We start from the raw sequence: 25,308 nt of genomic DNA, 5'->3' as shown, positions 1-25,308 counted from the left end.
CTTGCGCCGCAAGACCAGCACACAATGCTATATTTTGCTCATCTTTTGAGGATAAGCAGGTTTGCTGTGCTTGAGCAATAAACGTAATCCCAAATACTATAAAAGTAATAATAAAGCGAAACATAGTTGATTTAAGCATATTTTGTTATCGAAAGTGTTAAGCGGAATGACTTTATGTTAGCATATTATGAAATGAACTAAAATTGGAAATCACACATGAATCAAATGCCAAACGATGATGATATAAACAATGAACAACAAGACTCAGTCGAGGAATCTCAACGCAGCCCTTTTCTGTTGGTTATTTCATTTATTGCTATTTTAATTTCAGCATTTTGTTTCTTAGTATTAGATCTCAAGATTCCCGCTATTTTAACGTTTTTATTTGTCGTTTTAATTAATTACATTCAATCAAAACGTGATTATCAAAACCATATTATAAAAAGCAAGCAAAAAGATGAGGATAATAACGCTCGAAATTAATGGTTTTAAAGGGGGTTACTTAGATATTAATTAATAATTTTATATACATTTTTTCATGAATGACATTAATTGTAGCTTTTCTCAATAATGCGGTATATTACCGCACTTTAAATCATTGACTGCTGATAATTCATATCACCATATTTATATACTCAAATAGTAAAAATCAGCCCTTTTGCCAACTTAAAGTAGAATCACTGTGGCGAATCATCTAAAATAAGCGCGATTGAACACAGATGAGGGAATAATATGCGTTGGCAAAACAAACGAGAAAGCGATAATGTTGAAGATCGCCGCTCTGAACCAAGTAGACGAAGTGTTGGTGGCGTGCCAATCCGGGGAAAAAGTGGTTTAGTGCTGTTAATTGTAGTACTGGTTGCAGGTTATTATGGCGTTGATTTAACAGGATTACTCGATACATCTTCATCATCCACCTCACAACAAAGTAGTGTGCCAGTTTCATCAGAGCAAGAGCAACAAGCGGCTAAATTTACTTCCGTCATTCTTGCGTCAACTGAAGACTTTTGGTCACAAGAATTTAAGCAAATTGGCAAAAAATATGAAGCACCCAAACTGGTTCTTTATACCGGTTCAACGCGTACTGCATGTGGAACAGGGCAAGCGATCATGGGGCCATTTTATTGCAGTGTGGATAAAACGGTATACCTTGATCTGTCATTTTATCAAGAGATGAAGCAAAAAATGGGTGGCGGCGGCGATTTTGCACAAGGCTATGTGATTGCTCATGAGGTCGGTCATCATGTACAAAATCTGCTAGGTACATTTGCTTATGCTGAGCGCTTGCGTCAAGGCCAATCCAAAACAGCGGTGAATCAGGTTTCAGTTAAACTTGAGCTACAAGCCGATTGTTATGCTGGGATGTGGGGTAATGCCATGGAACGTGAACACATTTTAGAAGTTGGTGATCTGGAAACCGCCCTCAATACTGCCGAAGCCATTGGCGATGACCGTTTACAAAAACAGGGGCAAGGTTATGTTGTACCTGATAGTTTTACTCATGGTTCGTCAAAACAACGTTTAGAATGGTTTAAGCGTGGTTTTAATAACGGCACAATCAGCCGTTGTGACACGTTTGCACAATAATCATTAAGGGCAAATATAAGCCGACATGAATGGAAGGATAAAATATAATGAGTAAAACCGTTTTCGCATCATTGATTACTGCCCTATTAGCCGCGGCATTAGTGTGGTTAAGTGCCTACCTCAGGCTACCATTTTGGTACTGCTTACTGAGCAGTGCACTGTTTTTTGCGGCCCCACAATCAAATTTAATGGGACTGGTCACCACCCTCTTTACTGCGTTATTAGGAATTTTGTTTGGCGTCATTTATTTACAGGTTTGGCCTTATATCCCAAATTTCCCTTACCGCTTTGAAGTGATTGTTGCGGTAGTTGTCTTTTTATTATTTTTAATTACCCAAACACAATATTTAAAATATTTTGCTTGCTCACTCATTACTTTATCACTATTGGTAATACAAAATGGTAACTGGATGTTAATCTGTCAAGCGGTGGTTATTGGTATTTTATTTGGTTTTGTTGCCAGAGCAATCAGTATACTGATTACTGGTAAAAGCTTGAACTAGTTAAAATGTGTTACCATAGTCTTTATTACTGTTAAATTCATGACCACTACAATGCAAATTGCGAAAGTCGCGTTACCCATTCGATTACACCAAGTGTTTGACTATCTTGTGCCAGATAATCTGGCACAGTCGATGGTAATTGGGCAACGCGTTAAAGTACCATTTGGTGCAAGGCAAGCAATTGGTATTGTGTGTGAATTGACAGAGCACAGTGAGTTTGACATCACCAAATTAAAAAAAATTCATTCACTGCTTGATCACCAGTCATTATTTTCAGATAAGTTATGGTATTTATTGCACTGGGCTGCCGATTACTATCACTACCCAGTGGGTGAAGTCTTATTTCATGCCTTACCCATTTTGTTGCGCCAAGGCCGCAGTGCATCAATGGATGAAACGTTAGTATGGCAGCTCACCGAACAAGGTAAAATCTGTGACGGTACAAACCTGTCCCGCTCAGTGAAGCAACAAGCATTGCTTCATTTAATGCAAGCAGGGCAAATGGTTGATAGTGACTCATTTTCTGCAACAATTTTTAAAGCGTTATCAGATAAAGGCTTAATTGAAAAAGTTGCATTAACCACACAAATAAAAGATTGGCAAAAGGCACTAACGTGTCAACAAAGTCCATTTGAACTTAATCAACAGCAATCACTTGCTATTACACAAATTGAGCAACAGTTAGGTCAATTTTCTGCGTGTTTGCTTGAAGGCATTACCGGTTCAGGTAAAACGGAAGTGTATTTAAATGTGATTCAATCAGTGATATCACAAGGTAAACAAGCGCTGGTTTTAGTGCCAGAAATTGGACTTACCCCACAAACCATTAAGCGCTTCCAAGAACGGTTTAATGTCCCGACAGTGATTTTACATTCTGCAATGAGTGATAAAGCGCGTTTATCGGCTTGGTTACAGTGCCAAAGTGGTGAAAGTGCCATTGTCATCGGTACTCGCTCTGCCTTGTTCACACCGTTTAAAGATCTTGGCATCATTATTGTTGATGAAGAACATGACTCATCTTATAAGCAACAAGAAGGTTGGCGTTATCATGCCCGTGATTTAGCCATTGTACGGGCTAAAATCGAAAATATCCCAATTATATTAGGATCGGCAACGCCATCATTGGAAACCCTCAATAATGCTAAAGCAAACCGTTTTGAACATGTATTGTTAACTCAGCGAGCCGGTAACGCGAAGCTAGCTAAGCAGACGATTTTAGATATTAAAGGTTTAGTCCTGTCGGCGGGCTTATCACAACCACTGATTGAGCAAATAAAAAAACACCTTGCTAACAATAATCAAGTGATGCTGTTTTTAAATCGACGCGGTTTTTCACCGCTGTTAATTTGCCATGACTGTGGTTGGATCGCCGAATGCCCACGTTGTGATAAACCTTACACTTATCATCAAAATCAGCATAAATTAATTTGTCACCACTGTGATAGTCATCGCAATATACCAAATCAATGCCCAAAATGTGGCTCAACCCATTTAGTCCCTATCGGCTTTGGTACAGAGCAACTTGAAAAACAGCTAAACGTGTTATTCCCAGATATTCCAGTGAGCCGGATTGATCGTGATTCGACAGCTAAAAAAGGGGCATTAGATCAGTATTTACATACTATTAATCAAGGTGGTAAACACATTTTAGTTGGGACACAAATTTTAGCTAAAGGTCACCATTTCGCCGATGTTACCTTAGTTGGCATTATTGATGTTGATGGTGCACTCTTTTCAAGTGACTTTCGTGCAACCGAGCGTTTTGCGCAAATTTATACGCAAGTTTCTGGCCGCGCAGGGCGTGAAGCGAAAGCAGGTGAAGTCATTTTACAAACATATCATCCCGATCACCCACTATTAAATCTGTTGTTACATAAAGGTTATCAAGCGTTTGCTCAGCAAGCATTGCAAGAAAGACAAATCACACAATTACCGCCGTTTAGCTACCAAGCATTGATTCATGCTGCTGACCGCAATAATCAATCAGCCCCCCAATTTTTACAAAAAATTCATGATTGGCTACGTAACCAGTTTAATGACGCTTCATTGTGGATACTTGGCCCAGCACAAGCAAATCAGCCAAAACGAGCTGGGTATCATCGTTGGCAATTGCTGCTACAGCATCATCACCGTGCGCAATTACAACATATGCTCAGTCAATTAGTATTGCAGATAGAACAGTGGCCAGAATCAAAAAATTTACGCTGGAGTATTGATGTTGATCCGATTGAGGGTTGGTAGCTTTTTATGCCATACTGATTGGGTTTATCAGCGTTCACTTCGCATAAAAAACCCGCTAACAAAGGTAGCGGGTTAAACACATAACTGTATCTAGCGATTATAATACATCAATGGCATTAAGCTCTTTGAATGCTAACTCTAAACGCGCGATTAATGACTCTTCACCTTTACGTAACCATACGCGTGGATCATAGTATTTTTTGTTTGGTGCATCAGCACCTTCAGGGTTACCTAATTGGCCTTGAAGGTAAGCTTCGTTCTTTTTGTAGTAATTTAAAATACCTTCCCAGTTTGCCCATTGGGTATCAGTATCGATATTCATTTTAACGACACCGTAACCAACGGCTTCTGCGATTTCTTCAGGCGTTGAACCCGAACCGCCGTGGAATACGAAGTTTAATGATTTAGGTGGTAAGCTGAATTTTTTAGACACATATTGTTGTGAATTATCTAAAATTTTCGGCGTTAATTTAACATTACCTGGTTTATAAACACCGTGTACGTTACCAAATGCAGCAGCAATGGTGAAACGTGGGCTGATAGCACTTAAACGCTCATAAGCGTACGCAACATCTTCAGGTTGAGTATAAAGTGCTGAACTATCCATATGGCTGTTATCAACACCATCTTCTTCACCACCAGTACAACCTAATTCAAGTTCTAATGTCATGCCTAATGATTTCATTCGCGCAAGGTACTGACAACATAAATCGATGTTATCTTTTAAGCTTTCTTCAGATAAGTCGATCATATGTGATGAAAACAGTGGTTTACCTGTACGTGCAAAATGCGCTTCACCAGCATCTAATAGACCGTCTACCCAAGGAAGAAGGTTTTTAGCACAGTGATCGGTATGTACAAGCACTGGAACACCGTATTTTTCTGCTACTAAATGAACGTGTTTGGCACCAGATACCGCACCAAGAATAGCGCTACCTTGACCTTCTAATTTTAGACCTTTACCTGCGATAAATTGTGCGCCACCATTAGAGAACTGCACAACAACCGGAGAACGAACTTTAGCAGCAGTTTCAATTACAGCATTAATTGTGTCGGTATTAACACAGTTAACGGCAGGCAGTGCAAAATTATTTTCACGTGCAATCTGAAATACTTTTTGAACATCGTCCCCAGTGACAACACCAGGTTTAATTACATCTGAAATCTTAGTAGTCATTATTTTTACCTATAGATTTTTATAAAATATAAAAAAAAGAAAAGGATGAGATTATGCCTCATCCTTGATAGAGCCGCTTAATTATACAATTATTTGCCTCTGGCTTCTAGCATTGCAACAGCAGGAAGTGTTTTTCCTTCAACAAATTCCAAGAAAGCACCACCACCAGTTGAAATATAAGAAATTTTATCTTCAATGCCAAATAGGTCGATAGCCGCTAATGTATCACCGCCACCTGCAATTGAAAAACCCGCGCTATCTGCAATTGCTTTAGCCACAATTTCAGTACCACGACGGAAATTAGGAAATTCAAATACGCCGACAGGGCCGTTCCAAAGAATGGTTTTTGCATTTTTGATAATTTTCGCTAATTCTTCTGCTGAATCATCACCGATATCTAAAATTTGTTCATTTTCTGTCACATCTTTCACTGATTTTAATGTTGCTGTTGCTGTTTCACTAAACTCAGTAGCAACACGCACATCCGTTGGGACAGGAATATCACAATTTTGCATTAATTTTTTTGCTTCAGGAATTAAGTCCGCTTCGTAAAGTGATTTACCTACGTTATAGCCTTCAGCTGCAATAAAGGTATTAGCAATACCGCCACCAACGATGATTTGGTCAGCAATTTTTGATAATGAATCAAGTACTGTTAATTTAGTAGACACTTTTGAACCCGCAACAATGGCAACCATCGGACGAGCTGGATTATCAAGTGCTTTACCTAATGCATCTAATTCAGCAGCAAGTAATGGGCCTGCACAGGCGATAGGTGCAAATTTACCAGCGCCATGAGTAGATGCTTGTGCACGGTGCGCTGTACCAAATGCGTCCATTACATAGATATCACATAATGCAGCATATTTTTTTGATAGCGCTTCGTCATCTTTACCTTCGCCTTTATTAAAACGAACGTTTTCTAAAACAACTAATTCACCTTCTTTTACATCAACACCATCAAGGTAATCTTGCACTAAGCGAACAGGGAAGCTAACATGTGCTTTTAGGTAATCAACCACAGGTTGTAACGAATATTCTGGATTATATTCACCTTCAGTAGGACGACCGATATGTGATGTGACCATCACTTTCGCACCTTGTTTAATAGCAAGTTCAATCGTTGGTAATGATGCACGGATACGGGCATCTGATGTCACTTTACCATTTTTAACAGGGACATTAAGATCTGAACGAATAAAAACACGTTTGCCTTTAAGGTCTAGATCTTGCATTTTAATAATAGCCATGAAATTTCCTCTTTCTAAAATATAATTCAAAAAATTGTAGAGTATTTTATCACAAAAAATTTAAGGCTGATCAATTAAAAAAATGATTTAATCAAAATTACTTATTGACAAAACAAAGGAAATAAGGCATATTTTGCCGCCTTAATGATAATTATATTTATTAGTTCATCTAATTTGGGAGTTGACCTTGGCTAATATCAAATCAGCTAAGAAGCGTGCAGTTCAATCTGAAAAACGCCGTAAACACAACGCTAGCCGTCGTTCTATGACGCGTACTTACATCAAGAAAGTATACGCAGCTATCGCAGCTGGTGACAAAGAATCAGCACAAGTTGCATATAAAGATATGCAAGAAGTTGTTGATCGTCAAGCGGCTCGTGGATTAATCCACAAAAATAAAGCAGCACGCCATAAAGCGAACTTAATTAAGCAAATTAATGCAATTGCATAATTTTGCTGACTCAAAAATAAACGCATGCTAACACACGGTGCATTTAACTTTTGTTTCAATTTAATAAAAAGTGGTGAAAGCCACTTTTTTTATTTGTATACTATAACGACTGGTTGGATAAAAATTTAAAGAGAGCATACTGTGGCACAACGTGATTATGTCAAAAAGAAAACAAAAGCAAAAAACAGTTCACGTATTATTCCAAATTTAATGATGGTTATTGCCATTATTTTAGTCATTTTATTTATTGCAATTCTCTACTTTGTTTCAAAAAATAAAACCAATAAACCGGTTACACCACCCCAAAATATCACTGAAAGACCACAAGCAACACTGCCTGATAAGCCGGAAGAACGATTCACGTACCTTAAAGAGCTCGAGAATCCTGATGGTACGCAGACCACACCATCACAAATTAAACCCGCTGAAAAAGATAAAGAACGTCAACAAATTCTTGATAGCTTTGCTAGTGATAAAGCGTCATCAAATCCATCAGCAAGTAATGCAACAACGAATCCAACAGTAATACAACCTCAGCCGGTTAAAGCCGATCAATCAACGACCCAAACGACAACCAATACACAAACGGGTAGCTGGTCATTACAATGTGGTGCATTTAAAGATAAAAGTAATGCTGATGCCCTGAAGGCAAAACTGGCTATGCTAGGGGTAACGAGCTTTGTTAAAAATGAAAAGTTTTATCGCGTACTGGTGGGGCCATATAAATCAAAAGCCGAAGCAGAAAAGGCAATTGCAACATTAAAAAATAATGGTATAACCAGCTGCATCACAACAACTAAATAGTTTTCCAATAGGTCGTATTTATGAAACTAAAAGGTCAATTGACGCAGACAAAAAAGGGCACTAAACATTTTTTGGTTATTTTATGGCAGCATATTAATAATGACCGGCTGACCACCTCTGCGGCAAGCCTTGCTTATACGTCAATATTAGCATTAGTTCCTTTAATTACCGTGATCTTTTCGCTACTATCAGCGTTCCCCATTTTTGATGAAGCTAGCCAAGCTTTTCGCACATTGGTTTACGAAAATCTTGCCCCCGCTGCCAGCGACACCATCCAACAATATTTAGATCAGTTCATTGCGAATACTAACCGTATGACGATTTTTGGTATTATCGGTTTGGTCGTAACCTCACTAATGTTAATTAGCTCAATTGATAGTGCCTTAAATTTTATCTGGCAGACAAAACGTAAGCGTTCGTTCACTTACAAACTGACCATGTATTGGACCGTATTAACGTTAGGCCCTATTTTAGTTGGGGTCAGTATTGCAATTAGCTCATATATTTTTTCAGCCAAATGGCTATCGGATACCACAGCAAGCCATTTATTATTAAGCTTTTTACCCTTTGTGATTTCTGTATTTGGATTTTGGCTGCTATATTGCATCGTGCCAACAGAGCCTGTCCCCGTTAAAGAATCGATTGTCGGCGCTATTATTGCCGCAATACTGTTTGAATTAGGTAAAAAAGCGTTTACCATTTATGTCACCTCTTTCCCAACCTATCAATTGATTTATGGTGTCTTATCATCCATTCCCCTATTGTTAGTTTGGATCTATTTTTCATGGTGCATTATTTTATTTGGTGCTGAAGTATCGGCATCACTCGCTGATTATAATCGTCAAAAGAAACCTGCTAAATCGTTAGAGGGTGAACATAGCCTATGATCGCCTTAATTCAAAGAGTCACTCACGCAAGTGTCAGTGTTGATGAAAAAATAGTGGGTCAAATTGGCCATGGCTTACTGGTACTACTGGGCGTTGAAAAAGATGACAATGAACAAAAAGCCAATCGTCTTTGTGAACGGGTCTTAGGTTACCGTATTTTTAGTGATGCAGATGGGAAAATGAACTTAAATGTTCAGCAAGCAGGCGGCAGTGTGTTAGTCGTATCACAATTTACCTTAGCTGCCGATACACAAAAAGGCATGAGACCCAGCTTTACAAAAGGCGCCCTACCTGATGACGCTAACCGCCTGTATCAATATTTTGTCGCGCAATGTCAGGCTCAAATTAAGACTCAAACGGGAATTTTTGCAGCAGATATGCAAATTTCATTAACAAATGATGGCCCTGTGACTTTTTGGTTGCAAGTCTAATCATTAATTGTATCCCAACCAATAACGTGCCATTTTTTAGAATATCAACATAATAGTGGGTCATTTAGACCCACCACTTTCTATTTTTTGTGTTGCACTGCGATCAGCGTCTCACTATGATATTTATACACAGAGGCAATACCACTTAATATTAAGCCACCAGTTAATGTTAAATGATCCAAGAAGGTACTAAAATGTGCATCATACTGCGCACCAGTATAAGTCCAAAAATGATGGATCACTAAGATCGTCATGATCGTAAATACCGTCAACGCACCAGCACCAAGCCAAGCCCATCGACGACCAAAAATCGCAAGCAATGATCCGAGTAGCTGCACAAATACGACTAAACCAGCAAAAAATATCGCAGGGTTTAAACCATCACCAGCCATTTCAGCAACCGCTGTATCAAAGTGAATTAATTTATCAAAACCACTACGCCACATCGATGACGTTAATAAGATTTGAGCGAAATAATAAAGCCAACTGGCATGCAATAGCTTAAAAATAAGTTGCAGTAAACTTGTCATAATGACCTCCTTATGAGGACGTTGTTTATAAAAACCAATACGGTTATTGTGATTGAATATTCAGTCATCATTTTTGATCTAGATCACAAAATAGTGAACAAAATGAGTAATTATTATTATCGGTGATTCTAATTAAGTCATTTTTTAGATTGTCCCTTTTATTTTTATATAAAAGGCGTATCTTATTAATAATTTCAATCGATTATGCATAATTTTATCGCATTAAATTGACAGATTAATGAATGCATTATTTCTAATAAGCAATGATATTGAGAAGATAGGGCAAACAATGAAATGGTCTAACCTTGCAGGTGGCATCCAAATCGGCAGTGCCATAAAATCAGCTTGCTTTACCGAGCCGTATACTCACTCACGCTTGTTTAAAGATCTTATTGCCGGGATTACGGTAGGTATCATCGCGATTCCATTAGCAATGGCATTGGCAATTGCCAGTGGTGTCGCTCCACAACATGGCCTCTATACTGCGATCATTGCAGGAGTGGTTATTGCATTAACTGGCGGCTCACGATTTAGTATTTCTGGCCCAACCGCTGCTTTCGTTGTTATTTTGTACCCGGTTTCACTCCAGTATGGATTATCTGGTCTATTAGTCGCGACATTACTATCTGGTATTTTTTTAGTATTAATGGGGGTAATTCGTTTAGGTAGACTGATTGAATATATCCCATTGCCCGTTGTGTTAGGGTTTACGTCTGGCATTGCGATTACCATTGCAACCATGCAAATTAAAGATTTTTTTGGTTTAACGATTGAACATATGCCCGAAAGTTATACCGGTAAAGTGAGTGCAATTTTTGCGGCCCTAGGGACAACACATATTGCAGATTTACTGGTGGGTATTGCAACACTTACTACACTGATTATCTGGCCTAAACTTCGCATGCGTTTGCCAGGCCATTTACCGGCAGTGCTGATCGGAATCATCATCATGCTTATCTTACAGCAATGTGGTTTTAGCGTTGAGACAATTGGCTCACGATTTAGTTATCAGCTACCTGATGGCAGTACCGGTCATGGTATTCCAGCCGTATTACCCGAGTTTATGATGCCTTGGCAATTAGCCGATTTTAATTGGGACTGGGCAACATTGAGTGCGTTAATGCCGATAGCGCTCACCATGGCAATGCTATGCGCTATCGAATCCTTGCTGTGCGCGGTCGTCCTCGATGAAATGACACACACTAAGCATAACTCAAACACCGAATTGATCGGGCAAGGCTTAGGCAACATTATCGTGCCTTTCTTTGGTGGTATTTCTGCTACCGCTGCAATTGCGCGTTCTGCCGCAAATGTCAAAGCGGGGGCAACCTCCCCGTTATCCGCGTGTTTTCATGCGTTAGTCGTGCTATTAGCCTTAGTCAGTTTAGCACCGATTTTGTCATTTTTACCCTTATCCGCCATGGCAGCGATATTGTTAATTGTCGCCTGGAATATGAGTGAGATAAAACGCGTTATTTATATCCTAAAACGTGCACCAAACGATGATATTATTATTATGCTTCTGTGCATGTCACTAACGGTCTTATTTGATATGGTGATAGCGATTACATTTGGTATTGTGCTTGCCTCATTGCTATTTATGCGACGCATATCACATATGACAAAGTTAGTTGAGTTACCACAAAGTACCCGTCAGACACTGGTTGTACGTATCAGTGGTCCGCTGTTTTTTGCTGCCGCAGAAAAAATCTTTTTAGCGCTCTATCATCGTACCAATGGCTATAAACATATTGTTCTACAGTGGGATGCTGTACCGATTTTAGATGCTGGTGGCTTAAATGCGTTAAATCATTATATTGAAGCTTTACCATCAGACGTGGATTTATCGATTGCTGAACTTCAGTTCCAACCATTAAAAACAATCGCTCGCGCAAAACTGGCTCCGATTTCGGGTAAACTCATGTTTTACTCAACATTAGATGAAGCACTCGTTGATAAGTTAAACGAATAATGTTTGAAAATTGCATTTTTCACTATAATGATAGGTTATGATAATAAAATAACGAAAAATAAGTAAAAAGATTTACAACCGCTTTTTATTGGGGTATGCTCCCTGCCGAAATCAACCAGACAATCGCTGCTTTGTTGTTGTGCCATTGGTAGACGAACAAAGGGGAGGAAAGTCCGGGCTCCATAGGGCAAAGTGCCAGGTAACGCCTGGGGAGCTTTTGCGAGAGCGAAAGTTTACGACAAGTGCAACAGAAAGTATACCGCCGATGGCTGCTTGCAGATCAGGTAAGGGTGAAAGGGTGCGGTAAGAGCGCACCGCGCAACGGGTAACCGTTGTGGCACGGTAAACTCCACTTGGAGCAAGGTCAAATAGGGATTCATAGGCGTGGCCCACGCTGAATCCGGGTAGACCGCTTGAGCTAATGCGCGAGCATTAGCCTAGATGAATGATTGTCCTCGACAGAACCCGGCTTATCGGTTGATTTCCTTTTTTTCTTCTTTGTGATTGTCTTGTACATCAAGCGTTTTGCTTTTTCTTTTAGACAATTGACGCTTCACCACAACCCAAATTGACGCCACCAAGCCAAGTACTAATAAAAATACCGGAATTAACATGAAGAAGGTCATAAACTGTTTTTCATAAGCTTTAAAAATCGGTGATAAACCAAATAAATAGCCTAAAGTAACAATCAAGAAAATCCACAATGTCGCACTCACCCAATTATAAATATGAAAGCGTTTGCTTTGTAAACCTGACAAACCAGCCATAATAGGCATCACCGTACGCACAAAGGCAATAAATCGACCAATAAAGAGCGCTTGTAAGCCATATTTATGGAACAGCCATTCCGCACGGTCGTGATATTTTTGGGGTAGATGAGCCATCCAATTCTTAACAACTTTGGTATTACCAAGCCAACGGCCTTGAACATAGCCAAGCCAAGTACCTAACGCTGCACCCACAATTAATACCACATTAATCAAACCAAAATGGAAAACATCGAGACTAATTAATACACCCGTTAAAAATAACAAACTATCACCGGGTAAAAATGCAGCAGGCAACACGCCATTTTCTAATAACAAAATGACAAATAGCATCCCATAAAGCGTCCATAATACTTTAGGATCAGAAAGTGTTGTAATATTCATTTCAAGAAAAGCGTGATAGAGCGTAATAATTGTTTCCATGTATTCTTTGTCTCACCAATGCAAAATTGTTAACTACTAATAGTACCACCAACCGTCAAATTATCCACCTTTAATGTTGGCTGACCGACGCCAACGGGCACGCTTTGTCCTGCTTTACCACATACACCAATCCCAATATCCAGAGCCATGTCATCACCCACCATCGAAATATTTTGCATCGTTTCGATACCGGATCCGATCAACGTAGCGCCTTTAACAGGTTTAGTTATTTTCCCTTTTTCAATTAAATAGGCTTCCGAAGTAGAGAACACAAACTTGCCTGAAGTGATATCCACCTGCCCGCCCGCAAAACCCGGTGCATATAGGCCATAATCAACGCTACTAATTATGTCATCAAACGTCGAGTGCCCCGCTAACATATAGGTATTTGTCATACGTGGCATTGGTAAACATGCGTAACTCTCACGCCGCCCATTACCCGTTGACTCTGTTCCCATTAGTTTGGCATTTAATTTATCGAACATATAGCCTTTCAAAATACCATTTTCAATGAGTACCGTACGCTGCCCAGCCACACCTTCGTCATCAATCGTGAGTGAGCCTCGACGATCTTTTAACGTTGCGTCATCCACAATTGTACATAGCGGCGATGTTACTTGCTCACCAATTTTGCCTGAAAATAGTGATGATTTTTTACGGTTAAAATCACCTTCTAAACCATGACCTACCGCTTCATGTAATAATACCGCAGGCCATCCAGCCCCCAACACCACTGGCATCGCGCCTGCAGGCGCATCAGATGCTGACAAAGCCACTAATGCAAGTCTGACTGCTTCATGAGTATAAGCCTCAGCATGTGATAGCATCGTTGTCGAGTTTAGCTGGGTAAAATAGTCATAGCTAAAACGCCCACCACCACCGCAGCTACCGCGTTCTCTTATACCATTATCTTCAACCAACACCGATACCGACAAACGCACAAGCGGTCGAATATCGGCAGCGAATGTCCCATCTGTCGCGGCAACCAGAATATCTTCATAACTACCAGAGAGGGTTGCCGTCACATCAATAACGCGTTTATCGAGTGAACGTGCTAAATTATCGATGCGATGTAATAATTCAATTTTTGCTTCTTGTGCAATACTGTTAATCGGGTTGATGCTGGTATAAATGGGGATCGATTGCCCAGATTTAAATGGTGTCACAACTAATGCTGACTTTTCATGCACAATACTTTGTGCCGCAATAGCACTTTGTTCTAACTTAGCGAGCAATATTTGATCGGTATAAGCAAAACCGGTTTTTTCACCACTTATTGCTCGTACACCGACGCCCTGATCACGATGAAAAGAGGCATTTTTAATAATTTTGTCTTCTAATGACCAACTCTCATAATAACCAGAGGAAAAATAAAGATCGCCATAATCAATGCGTCTAGCGGATAACACATCAAGTAAATAGGTCAGATCGTTTTGTTTTAAATTATTGGCAGTAAGTAGACGCTCACTAACTTCAGTTAACAACATAAATTCCTTAAAAGCTATTAAAAAATAATCACTTAATTAAAAGGCGGATATTACATTAATACCACGTCGTACTGTTCTTGAATGTATAAAGGTTCGACTTTTACCTCTACCCGTTTACCAACAAACAATTCAACTTCAGCTAAAGCATGTGATTCATCAGCGGTTAGTGCATTAGCAACGGCTGTTGATGCATAGACCAAGAAGTATTCACTGCGATGCGCTTTATGGACTCGTACGATTTCGCGTAATATTTCATTGCAAACCGTCTCGACAGATTTCACCATACCACGCCCACGACATGACGGGCACTCTTCACATAAAATATGTTCGATGCTTTCTCGTGTCCGTTTGCGTGTCATCTCAACTAAACCTAGTGACGAAAAGTTATTAATCGTTGTTTTTGCACGATCTTTATTTAATGATTCTTGCAATGACTGTAAAACACGCTCGCGGTGGATCTCTTCTTGCATATCGATAAAGTCAATAATGACAATTCCACCTAAATTACGTAAACGAAGTTGCCTTGCAATCGCAATAGTCGCTTCTATATTGGTATTAAAAATGGTCTCTTCCAAATTACGGTGACCAACAAACGCCCCCGTATTGATATCGATGGTCGTCATTGCTTCGGTTTGATCAATAATTAAATAGCCACCAGATTTTAGTTTAACTTTACGATCTAGCGCACGTTGAATTTCATTTTCAATATCGTATAAATCAAAAATTGGAATATTGCCTTTATAGTGCACTAATTTATTCGTCACTTCAGGCATGAATTCATGGGTAAATTCGGTTAACAAATCAAACGTTAATTTAGAGTCAACCAAAATTCTTTCGATCGGATCGCCAACAAAGTCACGTAAAATGCGTTGCGATAGCTCAAGCTCACCATAAAGTAAGTTCTTACTAACCGGTCGAGACATGCGCTCTTGAATCTTGCCCCATAATCGGCTTAAAAAAGCCACATCTTGTTCAAGTTCATGTTGATGCGCCCCTTCGGCAGCCGTTCGAACGATGAAGCCACCAGCATCCGTGATATATTTCTCAACAATACTTTTTAAGCGCTCACGCTCTTCTTCACTTTCGATGCGTTGTGACGTTGCAACATGAGCAGAGCTTGGGCCTGGCATAAAGACCAAATAACGAGAGGGTAAGGTAATATCCGTGGTTAACCTTGCCCCTTTTGTCCCCATCGGATCTTTAACAACCTGCACCATCAAATCTTGACCTTGGCGCACTAACTCAGAAATATCTTTGACCTGAAACTGTTCTTGTTCTGAATCAGACACACATTCGGTATGAGGCATAATATCCGATGCGTGTAAAAAAGCGGCTTTTTCGAGCCCAATATCGACAAATGCAGCTTGCATACCGGGTAGAATTCGAATGATTTTACCTTTATAAATATTACCGACGATGCCGCGTTTTGACTCTCGGTCAACATGGATTTCTTGTAAAATACCTTCTTCAATATAAGCAACCCGAGTTTCTGATGGGGTCACATTCATTAATAATTCAACAGACATAATATCCTCATTTAATCTATTGCAAATGCTCGTCTAATTTGCCTCAATAACAAAAACACCCACGTCCACAAAACGCCATCAATAAAAGCGGATAAGAAAACCATCGGTGATAACGTAATCATTTGATATATCATGATTTCAAATATAAATAGCAATAAATCATAGGTTAATGATAAACCAAAGATGATGAATGATTGCTGCCATAAGGCTAAATTTCGAATCAATTGAAAACGAAAGACCACTAAATATGCAATAACTGAAAAAATAAACGCATGTACACCCAATATCGTACCAGAAAACAGATCTAAAATAATCCCAACGAGGAAAGCCGTCCAAATTCCAACTCGATGCGGTAATGCTAATACCCAGTAAATCATGATTAACATTAACCAATGCGGTTTAAACATGTAAAATGATGATGTCCAAGGCAAAATTTGCAGTAACAAACCAATAAATAGTGTTATCCAGATCATTGAATAGTTATTGGCAAATTTATTCATTACTTGGTGCCTCTTGCGTTGTCGTCACATTAGGTTTATTACTTTCATTCCAGAGTAATAAAAGATAACGCAAACGTTTTAAATCCGCAGTGGGTGTCGCTGAAATAACGGGAGTTGAGTCATGAATATCAAGTTTAACCGAACTCACAACGGCAACTGGATAACCTTCAGGAAAACGTTCATCAAGGCCTGAGGTGACTAAAACATCCCCCACTTGTATATCAACATTGTTGGGTAAAAAATCAAGCAATAAGTCATTATTACACCCATTCCCAACTGCGACCATTGACATATCATTGCGCAGTACTTGTACAGGAATGGCATGCTGATAGTCACAAATTAAAATTGCTCGGCTAGTATTGTAAGCCGTTTTATAAATTTGCCCCACAATGCCTTTTTCATCGACCACCGGTTGACCAACAAAAACGCCTTCTTTTTCACCTTTGTTTAATACGATTTGGTAAACATAAGGATCGGTATCAGCCAACAAGACTTGCGCGACTTTTTTATACTCATCGTGCTGTAAAGGAGAGCCCAGTAATTCACGCAGCTTATTGTTTTCTTTCTTCAAATAAGCCAACTGCAAAAGTTCGCTTTGCTGATTCTGTAAGTCAGTTTTAAGCTGCGCATTTTCATCTAACAATGCTTGGCGCGTTTTTGACATATCACTTAACGAATCGAATGTCGCGCGTGGTGAATTAGAAATGTAATATAAAGGTGAAACGATGGTATCTAAATAATATCGAGCAACCGCAAATGCGCGATAATTAACATCAGAAACCATCAACACTACTGCCAGAACTAATGCAATAAAAAGTTGTAGGGCGAGTGGTGTGCCTTTCGTAAAGAGTTGTTTCATACCAAAAACCACCGTTTATTGTAACAATAAAAAATGGCTTCAAAAAATGAACAGCGACTAGTCTTCACTAAATAGATCGCCACCGTGCATATCAACCATATCAAGGGCTTTACCACCACCTCTTGCCACACAAGTCAGAGGATCTTCGGCAACCACCACATGAATCCCGGTTTCTGCCGCTAATAATTTATCAATATTACGTAGCAAAGCACCACCACCCGTTAATACCATACCATGCTCAGAAATATCAGATGCAAGTTCTGGTGGACATTGTTCTAAGGCAACTTTTACAGCACTGACAATACCACTTAATGGTTCTTGTAGGGCTTCTAAAATTTCATTTGAATTTAACGTAAAGCTACGTGGCACCCCTTCGGCTAAGTTACGGCCACGCACTTCGATTTCAAGAACTTCATCACCTGGGTATGCACTACCAATCGTGTGTTTAATTCTTTCTGCAGTGGCTTCACCAATTAAAGCTCCATAATTACGTCTCACATAATTGATAATCGCTTCATCAAAACGGTCACCACCAATACGAGCAGAAGCAGAATACACGACACCATTTAACGAAATCACAGCCACTTCTGTCGTACCACCACCAATATCGACGACCATTGAACCGGTTGGTTCAGATACGGGCAAATCAGCACCGATTGCCGCAGCCATTGGCTCTTCAATTAAATAAACTTCTCGTGCACCTGCACCTAAAGCTGACTCACGAATTGCTCGACGTTCAACTTGCGTTGCACCGACAGGCACACAAACCAAGACACGTGGACTTGGTCTTAAAAAGCTGTGGCTATGCACTTGTCGAATAAAATACTGTAGCATTTTTTCTGTTACAGAAAAGTCAGCAATAACACCATCTTTCATGGGTCTAATTGCTGCAATATTACCGGGTGTTCTTCCTAGCATTTGTTTAGCTGCATGGCCAACCGCTGCAACACTTTTTGGTGTGCCGCTACGATCTTGACGAATGGCGACTACTGAGGGTTCATTAAGAACAATCCCCTGGCCTTTCACATAAATAAGGGTATTAGCAGTACCTAAATCGATAGAGAGATCGTTAGAAAAAATGCCGCGGATTTTTTTGAACATAATAAAAGCTCTTCCTAAATTGATGATATAAACGTTATTTCAATTAGCGCCACTTTGTTTAGATAATAATATGTGTAGCGCTCTATTTTACGCAATTATAAATTAGCACATCTATAAAGTCGCGTTATTGTATCGCAATTATATAATTACGCATAGTTGGAAATCATAACAATTCTCAATAATTACATTATTTATTTGCAACTTTTTGCTGAAAAAAGCGTCTAAATTAGAGATATATAATGACAAATCAATTTTAACAGTGTATGCTTGCCCGTTAATATATTTGCCGCAAAAAGAATAAAATTATCAACAAACTTCGGTAAAATTAAGCTATATGGCGTAATTTAGCAGATAAAATTATGACAAACGATGATAAGTTTTTACTCACTTATTATCTTATTTTATGAACAAATAATACGGTGTTATTCATGGATATACGTAAAATCAAAAAATTAATTGAATTAGTTGAAGAGTCTGGCATTTCTGAACTCGAAATTTCAGAAGGTGAAGAGTCAGTAAGAATTAGCCGTGCAGTCGCGCCTGCCGCTTACCCAGTTCAAAATATTCATTTAGCACAACCCGCTCCAACCTATGTTAACACAGCAGAACCTGCTCAAGCGATTGCACCAAGTAGCAATGAACAATGTGCAATGACAGGCCAAACAATTAAATCACCAATGGTCGGTACTTTCTACCGCACACCAAGCCCAGACTCAAAAGCGTTTGTTGATGTTGGTCAAACCGTCAATGTGGGTGATGTACTTTGCATCGTTGAAGCAATGAAAATGATGAATCAAATCGAATCAGAGAAAGCGGGTGTAATTAAAGCGATTTTAGTTGAAAACGGACAGCCGGTTGAATTTGATCAACCATTATTTGTGATTGAATAATATTGATATTGTTCAATATATTCTTATCACCAATCCGTATTTAAAAAATCAGCTTAGAGGTTAGTATGCTTGATAAAATTTTAATTGCCAACCGAGGTGAAATCGCCTTACGTATCTTAAGAGCATGTAAAGAACTTGGCATCAAAACGGTTGCTGTCCATTCAACCGCAGATAAAGACCTTAAACATGTTTTACTTGCTGATGAAACCGTCTGTATCGGGCCTGCGCCATCAGTAAAAAGTTATCTCAATATCCCCGCTTTAATCGCTGCGGCAGAAGTGACTGGCGCATCAGCTATTCACCCTGGTTATGGCTTTTTGTCTGAAAATGCCGATTTTGCCGAGCAAGTTGAACGTTCTGGATTTATTTTTGTTGGCCCTAAAGCAGATACGATTCGCCTAATGGGTGACAAAGTTTCGGCAATTAATGCCATGAAAAAAGCAGGTGTACCTTGTGTACCAGGTTCAGATGGTTCATTAGGTAATGATATTGAAGTCAATAAAAAAATTGCACAGCGTATTGGCTATCCTGTCATTGTTAAAGCGTCTGGTGGTGGTGGTGGTCGCGGTATGCGTATCGTTCGCCATGAGAAAGACCTCGAACAATCTATCAAAATGACTAAAATGGAAGCGAAAACAGCGTTCAATAACGACATGGTTTATATGGAAAAATTCCTTGAAAACCCACGTCATATTGAAATCCAAGTTATGGCTGATGGACAAGGTAATGCTATTTATTTAGGTGAGCGTGATTGTTCAATGCAACGCCGTCATCAAAAAGTGGTTGAAGAAGCGCCTGCGGTGGGTATCACACCAAAGATGCGTCAATTCATTGGTGAACGCTGTGTTAATGCCTGCCTTGAAATAGGCTATCGCGGTGCTGGTACGTTTGAATTTTTATTTGAAAATGGTGAATTCTACTTTATTGAAATGAATACCCGTATTCAAGTAGAACATCCTGTTACTGAAATGATAACAGGTGTTGACTTAATCAAACAACAACTTCGTGTTGCTGCAGGTTTACCACTTGAGATTAAACAAAAAGATATTCATATCAAAGGTCATGCGATTGAGTGCCGTATTAATGCGGAAGATGCGAAGAGCTTTATGCCATCACCAGGTAAAATCACACGCTTCCATGCACCAGGTGGGTTTGGTATTCGTTGGGAATCACATATTTATGCGGGTTACACCGTACCACCACATTATGATTCAATGATCGGTAAACTGATTACTTTTGGTGAAACGCGTGAGATTGCTATCGCCCGTATGAAAAATGCATTAGCTGAACTGGTCATTGATGGTATTAAAACCAATATTGAATTACATATTGATATCATGAATGACAAAAACTTCGAAAAAGGTGGTACGAACATCCACTATTTAGAGAAGAAACTCGGCATTTACGAATAATATCGTTAAATCATTGATAAACCACCGAATAGGTGGTTTTTTTATATGAGTCGGCTGAACAACATTTAGTCAATGATGAATCACCCAATGCCGCTTTTTGATGAGTGGCTCATAGTATGCTTTAAGTGTAATAACCGATTTTCATTCACCCCATGTTCGCTTTAATTGATAGTATCAGCCAAATCCGATGGATATATCACAGATAAAAATAAAACTGTGTTTATTTACAGTATATTTGTTGTTATAATCGCCAGTAACTTTGTTTATTGAAGATAACACTATGCTGACACAATTAACTATTAATAACTTTGCGATTGTCGATAATTTAATCGTTGATTTTAATACAGGAATGACTGCCATTACGGGTGAAACCGGTGCAGGTAAGTCAATCTCGGTAGATGCACTCAGCCTATGTCTTGGCGCACGTGCTGATGCTTCATTTATACGTCATGGCAGTGACCGCATCGATATTTCAGCTCACTTCCTGCTTGATGATACACCGAGCGCTTTAGCTTGGCTTAAGGAAAATCAGCTTGATGATCATAATGAATGTATTGTACGCCGTGTCATTGCTCAAGATGGACGCTCAAAAGCGTTTATTAATGGTAGTGCAGTGCCGGTTAGTCAACTCAAAGAACTAGGACAGATGCTAATCCAAATCCATGGCCAACATGAACATCAATTATTGATGCGCAGTGATTATCAACAGCACTTACTTGATCAGTATATGGCCGATGCCACATTAATCAACGCAATGAAAAATGCCTATAAAAAATGGAAAAATGCCACTGAACAATTTGCGCAATATGAAAAATCTCGGCAGGAACAAGATGCTCACACTCAACTTTTGCAATATCAACTCAAAGAGCTTAATGAGTTTTCGCCAATTGAAGGTGAATATGAACAAATTGATGAAGAATACAAACGCTTATCTAACAGTGAACAACTGATCAAACTCAGCCAGCAAATTCTCGATATGTTAAGCGAGAATCCAGATTTTAATATCTTAAATCAACTGAATAGTGCCAAAAACATGACTCAAGATTTAGCGAATATTGATAGTCAATTAATGAATGTGTGTTCGATGCTCGAAGATGCCACTATCCCGCTGCAAGAAGCCAGTTACGAGCTAAGTCACTATACTGAAAATTTAGATATTGATCCCTCTCGCGTGATGCAGCTCGAACAACGTATTTCAAAACAAATTTCACTGGCACGTAAGCACCATATTCAACCAGAAAAATTGCCCGAGTTACACCAACAGCTGCTTGATGCATTTAAACAGATCGCAAATCAAGACGAAATCGGCGAACAACTTAAACAAGATATTGCCCAATATTACCAGCAAGCTCAAAGCGATGCTAAAAAACTGCATACCAGCCGCACCAAAGTCGCTGAGGCACTATCTAAAAAAATCAGCAAAACCATTCAAGAACTCTCTATGCCACATGGGCAATTTAGCATTGATATCGCTTGGGATGACAAGAAAATGAGTGAAACGGGTGCAGATCACATCACATTTTTAGTCACAACGAATCCAGGTCAACCAATGCAACCTATCAGCAAAGTGGCATCAGGTGGTGAATTATCCCGTATTGCTTTAGCTGTACAAGTATTAACCGCACAAAAAATGGAAACGCCAGCTTTAATTTTTGATGAAATCGATGTGGGTATCAGTGGTCCGACGGCCGCCAAAGTGGGGAATTTATTACGCGAACTTGGACAATCAACCCAAGTGATTACTGTTACCCATTTACCTCAAGTTGCAGGTAATGCACATCATCATTACTTTGTTACGAAAAAAACCGATGGTAAACATACACAGACACAAATGAATGGATTAGACCAAAATCAGCGGCTTGCTGAGTTAGCCAGACTACTTGGTGGCGACAAAATCACTGAAAATACGTTAGCAAATGCCAAAGAATTGTTGATACAATAGTCGACATAACGGAAATGCATACATGACACTAGGGAAACGTGATACTACTGTTTCGACTGACTACCATTAAATTTAATGGTATTGGCTCACTTTAACATGCAGTGGTAAAGTAAGGTACGATAGTTTGTTATTTATGAGGTCATAATGAGTAAAAAAATTTATCAATTCTCTGGTGTTAATGCTTTAATGGGCGGTGTTTTTGATGGGTTATTTTCGATTCAGGAAATTCAACAACACGGTGATTTTGGATTAGGGTGTTCAAATGGCTTAAAAGGCGAGTTAATTATTGAAAGTTGCCACTTTCTAGAGGCCAAGGGCCATCAAGGCTTACGCATCATGACTCAAGATGAGCGGCTACCTTTTGCACAGATTACGACATTTAATGCAGACAATGTGCTAAATGTTGATAACGTCAATAAAACAAATCTTTATGATCACTTAGTCAAACATACGTTACTCGATAATGTTTTTTTAGCCGTTCGCATCGATGGTGTGTTTGAAAAGATAAAAATTCGCCGACCCAATGACTCTGGCAAAGACTATCATTCGGCGCTCGATGTTGCCGAAGATCAAATTGTTGATGAACTAACCGATATCTCGGGAAGCTTGATTGGATTTTGGACGCCCAAGTTTTTTCAAAACATTTCTGTCGCAGGTTTCCACCTTCATTTTATTGATACACAAAGGCATATTGGTGGGCATGTTATGGACTTTTCCATACAAAAAGCCACATTAAGTTATGAAGTTAAAAGTACCATTAATATCGAGCTTTCAGAAGATAATGCCTATTTAAAGCATGACTTAAATATCGACAATATGAAGGATATTATCGAGAAAGTCGAAAACTAGGCCAATCAATGATAAAATAGCGTCTATTTAAATGAAGAAAAAGACAACATGAATTTAGCAAATAAACATATTTTACTGGGAATTTCGGGTGGCATTGCAGCCTATAAATGCCCAGAACTGGTACGCCAATTAAAAAAAATGGGAGCCCAAGTTCATATTGTCATGACTGATTCGGCAAAACATTTTGTCTCTGACTTATCACTGCAAGCGGTATCGGGTAATAAAGTCTCAGACGATTTATTTGATGCATCAGCCGAGCTGTCCATGGGGCATATTGAACTGGCTAAATGGGCAGACTTAGTGCTTATCGCACCAGCAACCGCCAATATTATTGCGAAATTAGCCCACGGACTTGCCGATGATCTACTTACCACCCTGTGCTTAGCCACCAGTGCACCGATAGCCGTTGCACCAGCGATGAATCAATATATGTATCAAGCCGAGATTACCCAACAAAATATAACTGCATTGACTAGGCGCGGCGTACATATCTTGGGACCGGATAAGGGCGAACAAGCTTGTGGCGATGTTGGTCCAGGTCGAATGCTTGAACCGGCGACATTAGTCAATCATATTGATAACATCCTGTCTCAGTCGACAGCATTATCACATCTTAATATTGTTGTGACAGCAGGCCCAACCCAAGAAGAACTTGATCCTGTTCGTTACATTACCAATCACAGTTCTGGCAAAATGGGCTTTGCTATCGCCAAAGCAGCCGTGAGCCTTGGCGCAAAGGTGACATTAATTAGTGGTCCTGTCAATTTAGAGACACCGTACAACGTTAATCGGCATAATGTTCGTACCGCAATAGATATGCACCAAGCGGCGTTAGAATATGCACAGCATGCCGATATTTTCATTGCCTGTGCAGCCGTCGCGGATTACCGAGCAAAAGTTGTTGCAGATCAAAAAATGAAAAAACACGATGACAGCAATGAACTGGTATTAACTTTAGTGAAAAATCCGGATATTGTCGCTGATGTTGCTAATATGCAACATAATCGACCTTTTGTGGTAGGATTTGCCGCGGAAACCCATAACGTCGAAGCATATGCATTGAAAAAACTCACAACAAAGCACTTAGATATGATTTGTGCCAATGATGTATCATCAAAGCAACAAGGCTTTAACACTGATGACAATGCGCTGACATTATATTGGAAATCAGGTAAATTACCGCTACCATTAACAAACAAAAATCAACTTGGATTACAGTTAGTCACTGAAATCATTAAACATTACAATGAGTACACCAATGAAAAGAAAAATTGATATAAAAATTTTAGACACACGTTTTGGCGATGAGTTTCCATTACCAACCTATGCGACTGAAGGTTCAGCGGGTATTGATTTACGTGCAATGTTTGATAAAACAACGGAAATAAAACCGGGTGAAACCATTCTCACACCGACCGGTTTATCAATGTATATTGCAGATCCAAGTTTAGCTGCATTAGTCTTACCACGATCGGGGTTAGGATCAAAAAATGGGATTGTACTTGGAAATTTAGTTGGTTTAATCGATTCTGACTACCAAGGACAATTATTTGTCCCATTATGGAATCGTAGTCAGCATGCTTTTACCATTGAACCGGGTGACCGAATTGCGCAGCTGATTATTGTACCTGTGGTACAAGCTGAGTTTAATATTGTTGAAGAGTTTACTGAGTCTTCTCGAGGCGCAGGTGGTTTTGGGCATTCAGGTAAGAAGTAAAC

The 25,308-nt window shown here is 39.4% G+C and carries 23 protein-coding genes, 1 other RNA gene and 1 pseudogene; 16 read left to right on the top strand and 9 right to left on the bottom strand.

The annotated features are described in order from the left end of the window. Positions 1-216: 216 nt before the first annotated feature. The 4 genes from ABEA36_RS10770 to priA all read left to right on the top strand — a co-directional run bounded on the left by ABEA36_RS10770 (position 217) and on the right by priA (position 4,331). Entirely contained in the window at positions 217-483 is a 267-nt protein-coding gene (locus ABEA36_RS10770) for a hypothetical protein (protein ID WP_345491980.1), read from the top strand. A gap of 249 nt (positions 484-732) precedes the next feature. After that, the gene (ypfJ, locus tag ABEA36_RS10765) at positions 733-1,587 is read left to right on the top strand and encodes a KPN_02809 family neutral zinc metallopeptidase (RefSeq protein WP_345491978.1); all 855 of its coding nucleotides are present in this window, start codon (positions 733-735) and stop codon (positions 1,585-1,587) included. Between the two features lie 47 nt (positions 1,588-1,634). After that, positions 1,635-2,090, top strand: coding sequence for a DUF1097 family protein (locus ABEA36_RS10760; protein ID WP_345491976.1), 456 nt, complete (start codon positions 1,635-1,637; stop codon positions 2,088-2,090). A gap of 51 nt (positions 2,091-2,141) precedes the next feature. After that, a complete protein-coding gene (gene priA, locus ABEA36_RS10755; RefSeq protein ID WP_345492016.1) occupies positions 2,142-4,331 on the top strand; it encodes a primosomal protein N' in 2,190 nt (729 codons plus the stop codon). 97 nt (positions 4,332-4,428) lie between these two features. On the opposite strand, the gene fbaA is transcribed toward priA, so the two are convergent. Both fbaA and pgk read right to left on the bottom strand, forming a co-directional pair. After that, positions 4,429-5,508 (bottom strand): class II fructose-bisphosphate aldolase, encoded by a 1,080-nt coding sequence (fbaA, locus tag ABEA36_RS10750; protein ID WP_345491974.1) that lies wholly within the window; start codon positions 5,506-5,508, stop codon positions 4,429-4,431. An 89-nt stretch (positions 5,509-5,597) separates the two neighbouring features. After that, on the bottom strand, positions 5,598-6,758 hold the full coding sequence (pgk, locus tag ABEA36_RS10745; RefSeq protein WP_345491972.1) for a phosphoglycerate kinase: 1,161 nt from the start codon (positions 6,756-6,758) through the stop codon (positions 5,598-5,600). Between the two features lie 187 nt (positions 6,759-6,945). On the opposite strand from pgk, the gene rpsT reads away from it, so the two are divergent. The 4 genes from rpsT (at position 6,946) to dtd (ending at position 9,331) form a co-directional block, all read left to right on the top strand. Further along, positions 6,946-7,209: a 30S ribosomal protein S20 gene (gene rpsT / locus ABEA36_RS10740; RefSeq protein WP_345491970.1), complete on the top strand. Its 264-nt coding sequence runs from the start codon at positions 6,946-6,948 to the stop codon at positions 7,207-7,209. 141 nt (positions 7,210-7,350) lie between these two features. Further along, positions 7,351-8,013 (top strand): SPOR domain-containing protein, encoded by a 663-nt coding sequence (locus ABEA36_RS10735; RefSeq protein ID WP_345491968.1) that lies wholly within the window; start codon positions 7,351-7,353, stop codon positions 8,011-8,013. Between the two features lie 20 nt (positions 8,014-8,033). Continuing rightward, on the top strand, positions 8,034-8,900 hold the full coding sequence (locus ABEA36_RS10730) for a virulence factor BrkB family protein (protein ID WP_345491966.1): 867 nt from the start codon (positions 8,034-8,036) through the stop codon (positions 8,898-8,900). Then, positions 8,897-9,331 carry a D-aminoacyl-tRNA deacylase gene (gene dtd, locus ABEA36_RS10725; protein ID WP_345491964.1) on the top strand — a complete coding sequence of 145 codons (435 nt, stop codon included), beginning with the start codon at positions 8,897-8,899 and terminating at the stop codon, positions 9,329-9,331. Before ABEA36_RS10730 ends, dtd begins: the two co-directional genes overlap by 4 nt. Before the next feature lie 80 nt (positions 9,332-9,411). On the opposite strand, the gene ABEA36_RS10720 is transcribed toward dtd, so the two are convergent. Then, entirely contained in the window at positions 9,412-9,861 is a 450-nt protein-coding gene (locus tag ABEA36_RS10720; protein ID WP_345491962.1) for a DoxX family protein, read from the bottom strand. A gap of 289 nt (positions 9,862-10,150) precedes the next feature. Between ABEA36_RS10720 and dauA the strand changes: the two genes are divergently transcribed. Together dauA and rnpB are read left to right on the top strand one after the other, a co-directional pair. Continuing rightward, positions 10,151-11,833: a C4-dicarboxylic acid transporter DauA gene (gene dauA / locus ABEA36_RS10715; RefSeq protein WP_345491959.1), complete on the top strand. Its 1,683-nt coding sequence runs from the start codon at positions 10,151-10,153 to the stop codon at positions 11,831-11,833. Between the two features lie 107 nt (positions 11,834-11,940). Then, positions 11,941-12,322, top strand: an RNA gene (gene rnpB / locus ABEA36_RS10710) — RNase P RNA component class A. Positions 12,323-12,366: 44 nt separating this feature from the next. On the opposite strand, the pseudogene ABEA36_RS10705 reads toward rnpB, so the two are convergent. The 6 genes and pseudogenes from ABEA36_RS10705 to ABEA36_RS10680 all read right to left on the bottom strand — a co-directional run. Continuing rightward, positions 12,367-13,023, bottom strand: a pseudogene (locus ABEA36_RS10705) (DedA family protein); the annotation flags it as partial. A gap of 29 nt (positions 13,024-13,052) precedes the next feature. Then, positions 13,053-14,510: a metalloprotease TldD gene (gene tldD / locus ABEA36_RS10700; protein WP_345491957.1), complete on the bottom strand. Its 1,458-nt coding sequence runs from the start codon at positions 14,508-14,510 to the stop codon at positions 13,053-13,055. Positions 14,511-14,560: 50 nt separating this feature from the next. After that, on the bottom strand, positions 14,561-16,036 hold the full coding sequence (gene rng, locus ABEA36_RS10695) for a ribonuclease G (protein ID WP_345491955.1): 1,476 nt from the start codon (positions 16,034-16,036) through the stop codon (positions 14,561-14,563). Positions 16,037-16,047: 11 nt separating this feature from the next. Then, positions 16,048-16,536, bottom strand: a complete 489-nt coding sequence (mreD, locus tag ABEA36_RS10690) for a rod shape-determining protein MreD (protein WP_345491953.1) — start codon at positions 16,534-16,536, stop codon at positions 16,048-16,050. Then, positions 16,529-17,395, bottom strand: a complete 867-nt coding sequence (gene mreC, locus ABEA36_RS10685; protein ID WP_345491951.1) for a rod shape-determining protein MreC — start codon at positions 17,393-17,395, stop codon at positions 16,529-16,531. The genes mreD and mreC overlap by 8 nt, the downstream gene beginning before the upstream one ends. Before the next feature lie 57 nt (positions 17,396-17,452). Then, positions 17,453-18,496: a rod shape-determining protein gene (locus ABEA36_RS10680; protein ID WP_345491949.1), complete on the bottom strand. Its 1,044-nt coding sequence runs from the start codon at positions 18,494-18,496 to the stop codon at positions 17,453-17,455. 428 nt (positions 18,497-18,924) lie between these two features. Between ABEA36_RS10680 and accB the strand changes: the two genes are divergently transcribed. The 6 genes from accB (at position 18,925) to dut (ending at position 25,306) form a co-directional block, all read left to right on the top strand. Next, positions 18,925-19,386 (top strand): acetyl-CoA carboxylase biotin carboxyl carrier protein, encoded by a 462-nt coding sequence (accB, locus tag ABEA36_RS10675; protein WP_345491947.1) that lies wholly within the window; start codon positions 18,925-18,927, stop codon positions 19,384-19,386. A 65-nt stretch (positions 19,387-19,451) separates the two neighbouring features. Next, positions 19,452-20,798 carry an acetyl-CoA carboxylase biotin carboxylase subunit gene (gene accC, locus ABEA36_RS10670; protein WP_345491945.1) on the top strand — a complete coding sequence of 449 codons (1,347 nt, stop codon included), beginning with the start codon at positions 19,452-19,454 and terminating at the stop codon, positions 20,796-20,798. A gap of 280 nt (positions 20,799-21,078) precedes the next feature. Further along, positions 21,079-22,740, top strand: a complete 1,662-nt coding sequence (gene recN, locus ABEA36_RS10665) for a DNA repair protein RecN (protein WP_345491943.1) — start codon at positions 21,079-21,081, stop codon at positions 22,738-22,740. A gap of 144 nt (positions 22,741-22,884) precedes the next feature. Beyond that, entirely contained in the window at positions 22,885-23,589 is a 705-nt protein-coding gene (gene budA / locus ABEA36_RS10660; RefSeq protein WP_345491941.1) for an acetolactate decarboxylase, read from the top strand. Positions 23,590-23,637: 48 nt separating this feature from the next. Further along, entirely contained in the window at positions 23,638-24,864 is a 1,227-nt protein-coding gene (gene coaBC, locus ABEA36_RS10655) for a bifunctional phosphopantothenoylcysteine decarboxylase/phosphopantothenate--cysteine ligase CoaBC (RefSeq protein WP_345491939.1), read from the top strand. Then, on the top strand, positions 24,848-25,306 hold the full coding sequence (gene dut, locus ABEA36_RS10650) for a dUTP diphosphatase (RefSeq protein WP_345491937.1): 459 nt from the start codon (positions 24,848-24,850) through the stop codon (positions 25,304-25,306). Before coaBC ends, dut begins: the two co-directional genes overlap by 17 nt. The last annotated feature ends 2 nt before the right edge of the window (positions 25,307-25,308 follow it).

The organism is Orbus sasakiae (genome assembly GCF_039542345.1).
GTDB classification, from domain to species: domain Bacteria; phylum Pseudomonadota; class Gammaproteobacteria; order Enterobacterales; family Orbaceae; genus Orbus; species Orbus sasakiae.
The sequence above is the reverse complement of the archived record's forward strand: the minus strand, read 5'-3'. Positions and strand labels throughout refer to the sequence as shown.

What these genes read in the sequence shown, in the direction of transcription:
- mreC (WP_345491951.1), bottom strand. Translation starts at nt 17,395, where the DNA reads ATGAAACAACTCTTTACGAAAGGCACACCACTCGCCCTACAACTTTTT.
- priA (WP_345492016.1), top strand. Translation starts at nt 2,142, where the DNA reads ATGCAAATTGCGAAAGTCGCGTTACCCATTCGATTACACCAAGTGTTT.
- ABEA36_RS10720 (WP_345491962.1), bottom strand. Translation starts at nt 9,861, where the DNA reads ATGACAAGTTTACTGCAACTTATTTTTAAGCTATTGCATGCCAGTTGG.
- accC (WP_345491945.1), top strand. Translation starts at nt 19,452, where the DNA reads ATGCTTGATAAAATTTTAATTGCCAACCGAGGTGAAATCGCCTTACGT.
- pgk (WP_345491972.1), bottom strand. Translation starts at nt 6,758, where the DNA reads ATGGCTATTATTAAAATGCAAGATCTAGACCTTAAAGGCAAACGTGTT.
- dauA (WP_345491959.1), top strand. Translation starts at nt 10,151, where the DNA reads ATGAAATGGTCTAACCTTGCAGGTGGCATCCAAATCGGCAGTGCCATA.
- ABEA36_RS10760 (WP_345491976.1), top strand. Translation starts at nt 1,635, where the DNA reads ATGAGTAAAACCGTTTTCGCATCATTGATTACTGCCCTATTAGCCGCG.
- dtd (WP_345491964.1), top strand. Translation starts at nt 8,897, where the DNA reads ATGATCGCCTTAATTCAAAGAGTCACTCACGCAAGTGTCAGTGTTGAT.
- rng (WP_345491955.1), bottom strand. Translation starts at nt 16,036, where the DNA reads ATGTCTGTTGAATTATTAATGAATGTGACCCCATCAGAAACTCGGGTT.
- coaBC (WP_345491939.1), top strand. Translation starts at nt 23,638, where the DNA reads ATGAATTTAGCAAATAAACATATTTTACTGGGAATTTCGGGTGGCATT.
- ypfJ (WP_345491978.1), top strand. Translation starts at nt 733, where the DNA reads ATGCGTTGGCAAAACAAACGAGAAAGCGATAATGTTGAAGATCGCCGC.
- ABEA36_RS10680 (WP_345491949.1), bottom strand. Translation starts at nt 18,496, where the DNA reads ATGTTCAAAAAAATCCGCGGCATTTTTTCTAACGATCTCTCTATCGAT.
- ABEA36_RS10730 (WP_345491966.1), top strand. Translation starts at nt 8,034, where the DNA reads ATGAAACTAAAAGGTCAATTGACGCAGACAAAAAAGGGCACTAAACAT.
- budA (WP_345491941.1), top strand. Translation starts at nt 22,885, where the DNA reads ATGAGTAAAAAAATTTATCAATTCTCTGGTGTTAATGCTTTAATGGGC.
- recN (WP_345491943.1), top strand. Translation starts at nt 21,079, where the DNA reads ATGCTGACACAATTAACTATTAATAACTTTGCGATTGTCGATAATTTA.
- mreD (WP_345491953.1), bottom strand. Translation starts at nt 16,536, where the DNA reads ATGAATAAATTTGCCAATAACTATTCAATGATCTGGATAACACTATTT.
- dut (WP_345491937.1), top strand. Translation starts at nt 24,848, where the DNA reads ATGAAAAGAAAAATTGATATAAAAATTTTAGACACACGTTTTGGCGAT.
- accB (WP_345491947.1), top strand. Translation starts at nt 18,925, where the DNA reads ATGGATATACGTAAAATCAAAAAATTAATTGAATTAGTTGAAGAGTCT.
- fbaA (WP_345491974.1), bottom strand. Translation starts at nt 5,508, where the DNA reads ATGACTACTAAGATTTCAGATGTAATTAAACCTGGTGTTGTCACTGGG.
- ABEA36_RS10770 (WP_345491980.1), top strand. Translation starts at nt 217, where the DNA reads ATGAATCAAATGCCAAACGATGATGATATAAACAATGAACAACAAGAC.
- tldD (WP_345491957.1), bottom strand. Translation starts at nt 14,510, where the DNA reads ATGTTGTTAACTGAAGTTAGTGAGCGTCTACTTACTGCCAATAATTTA.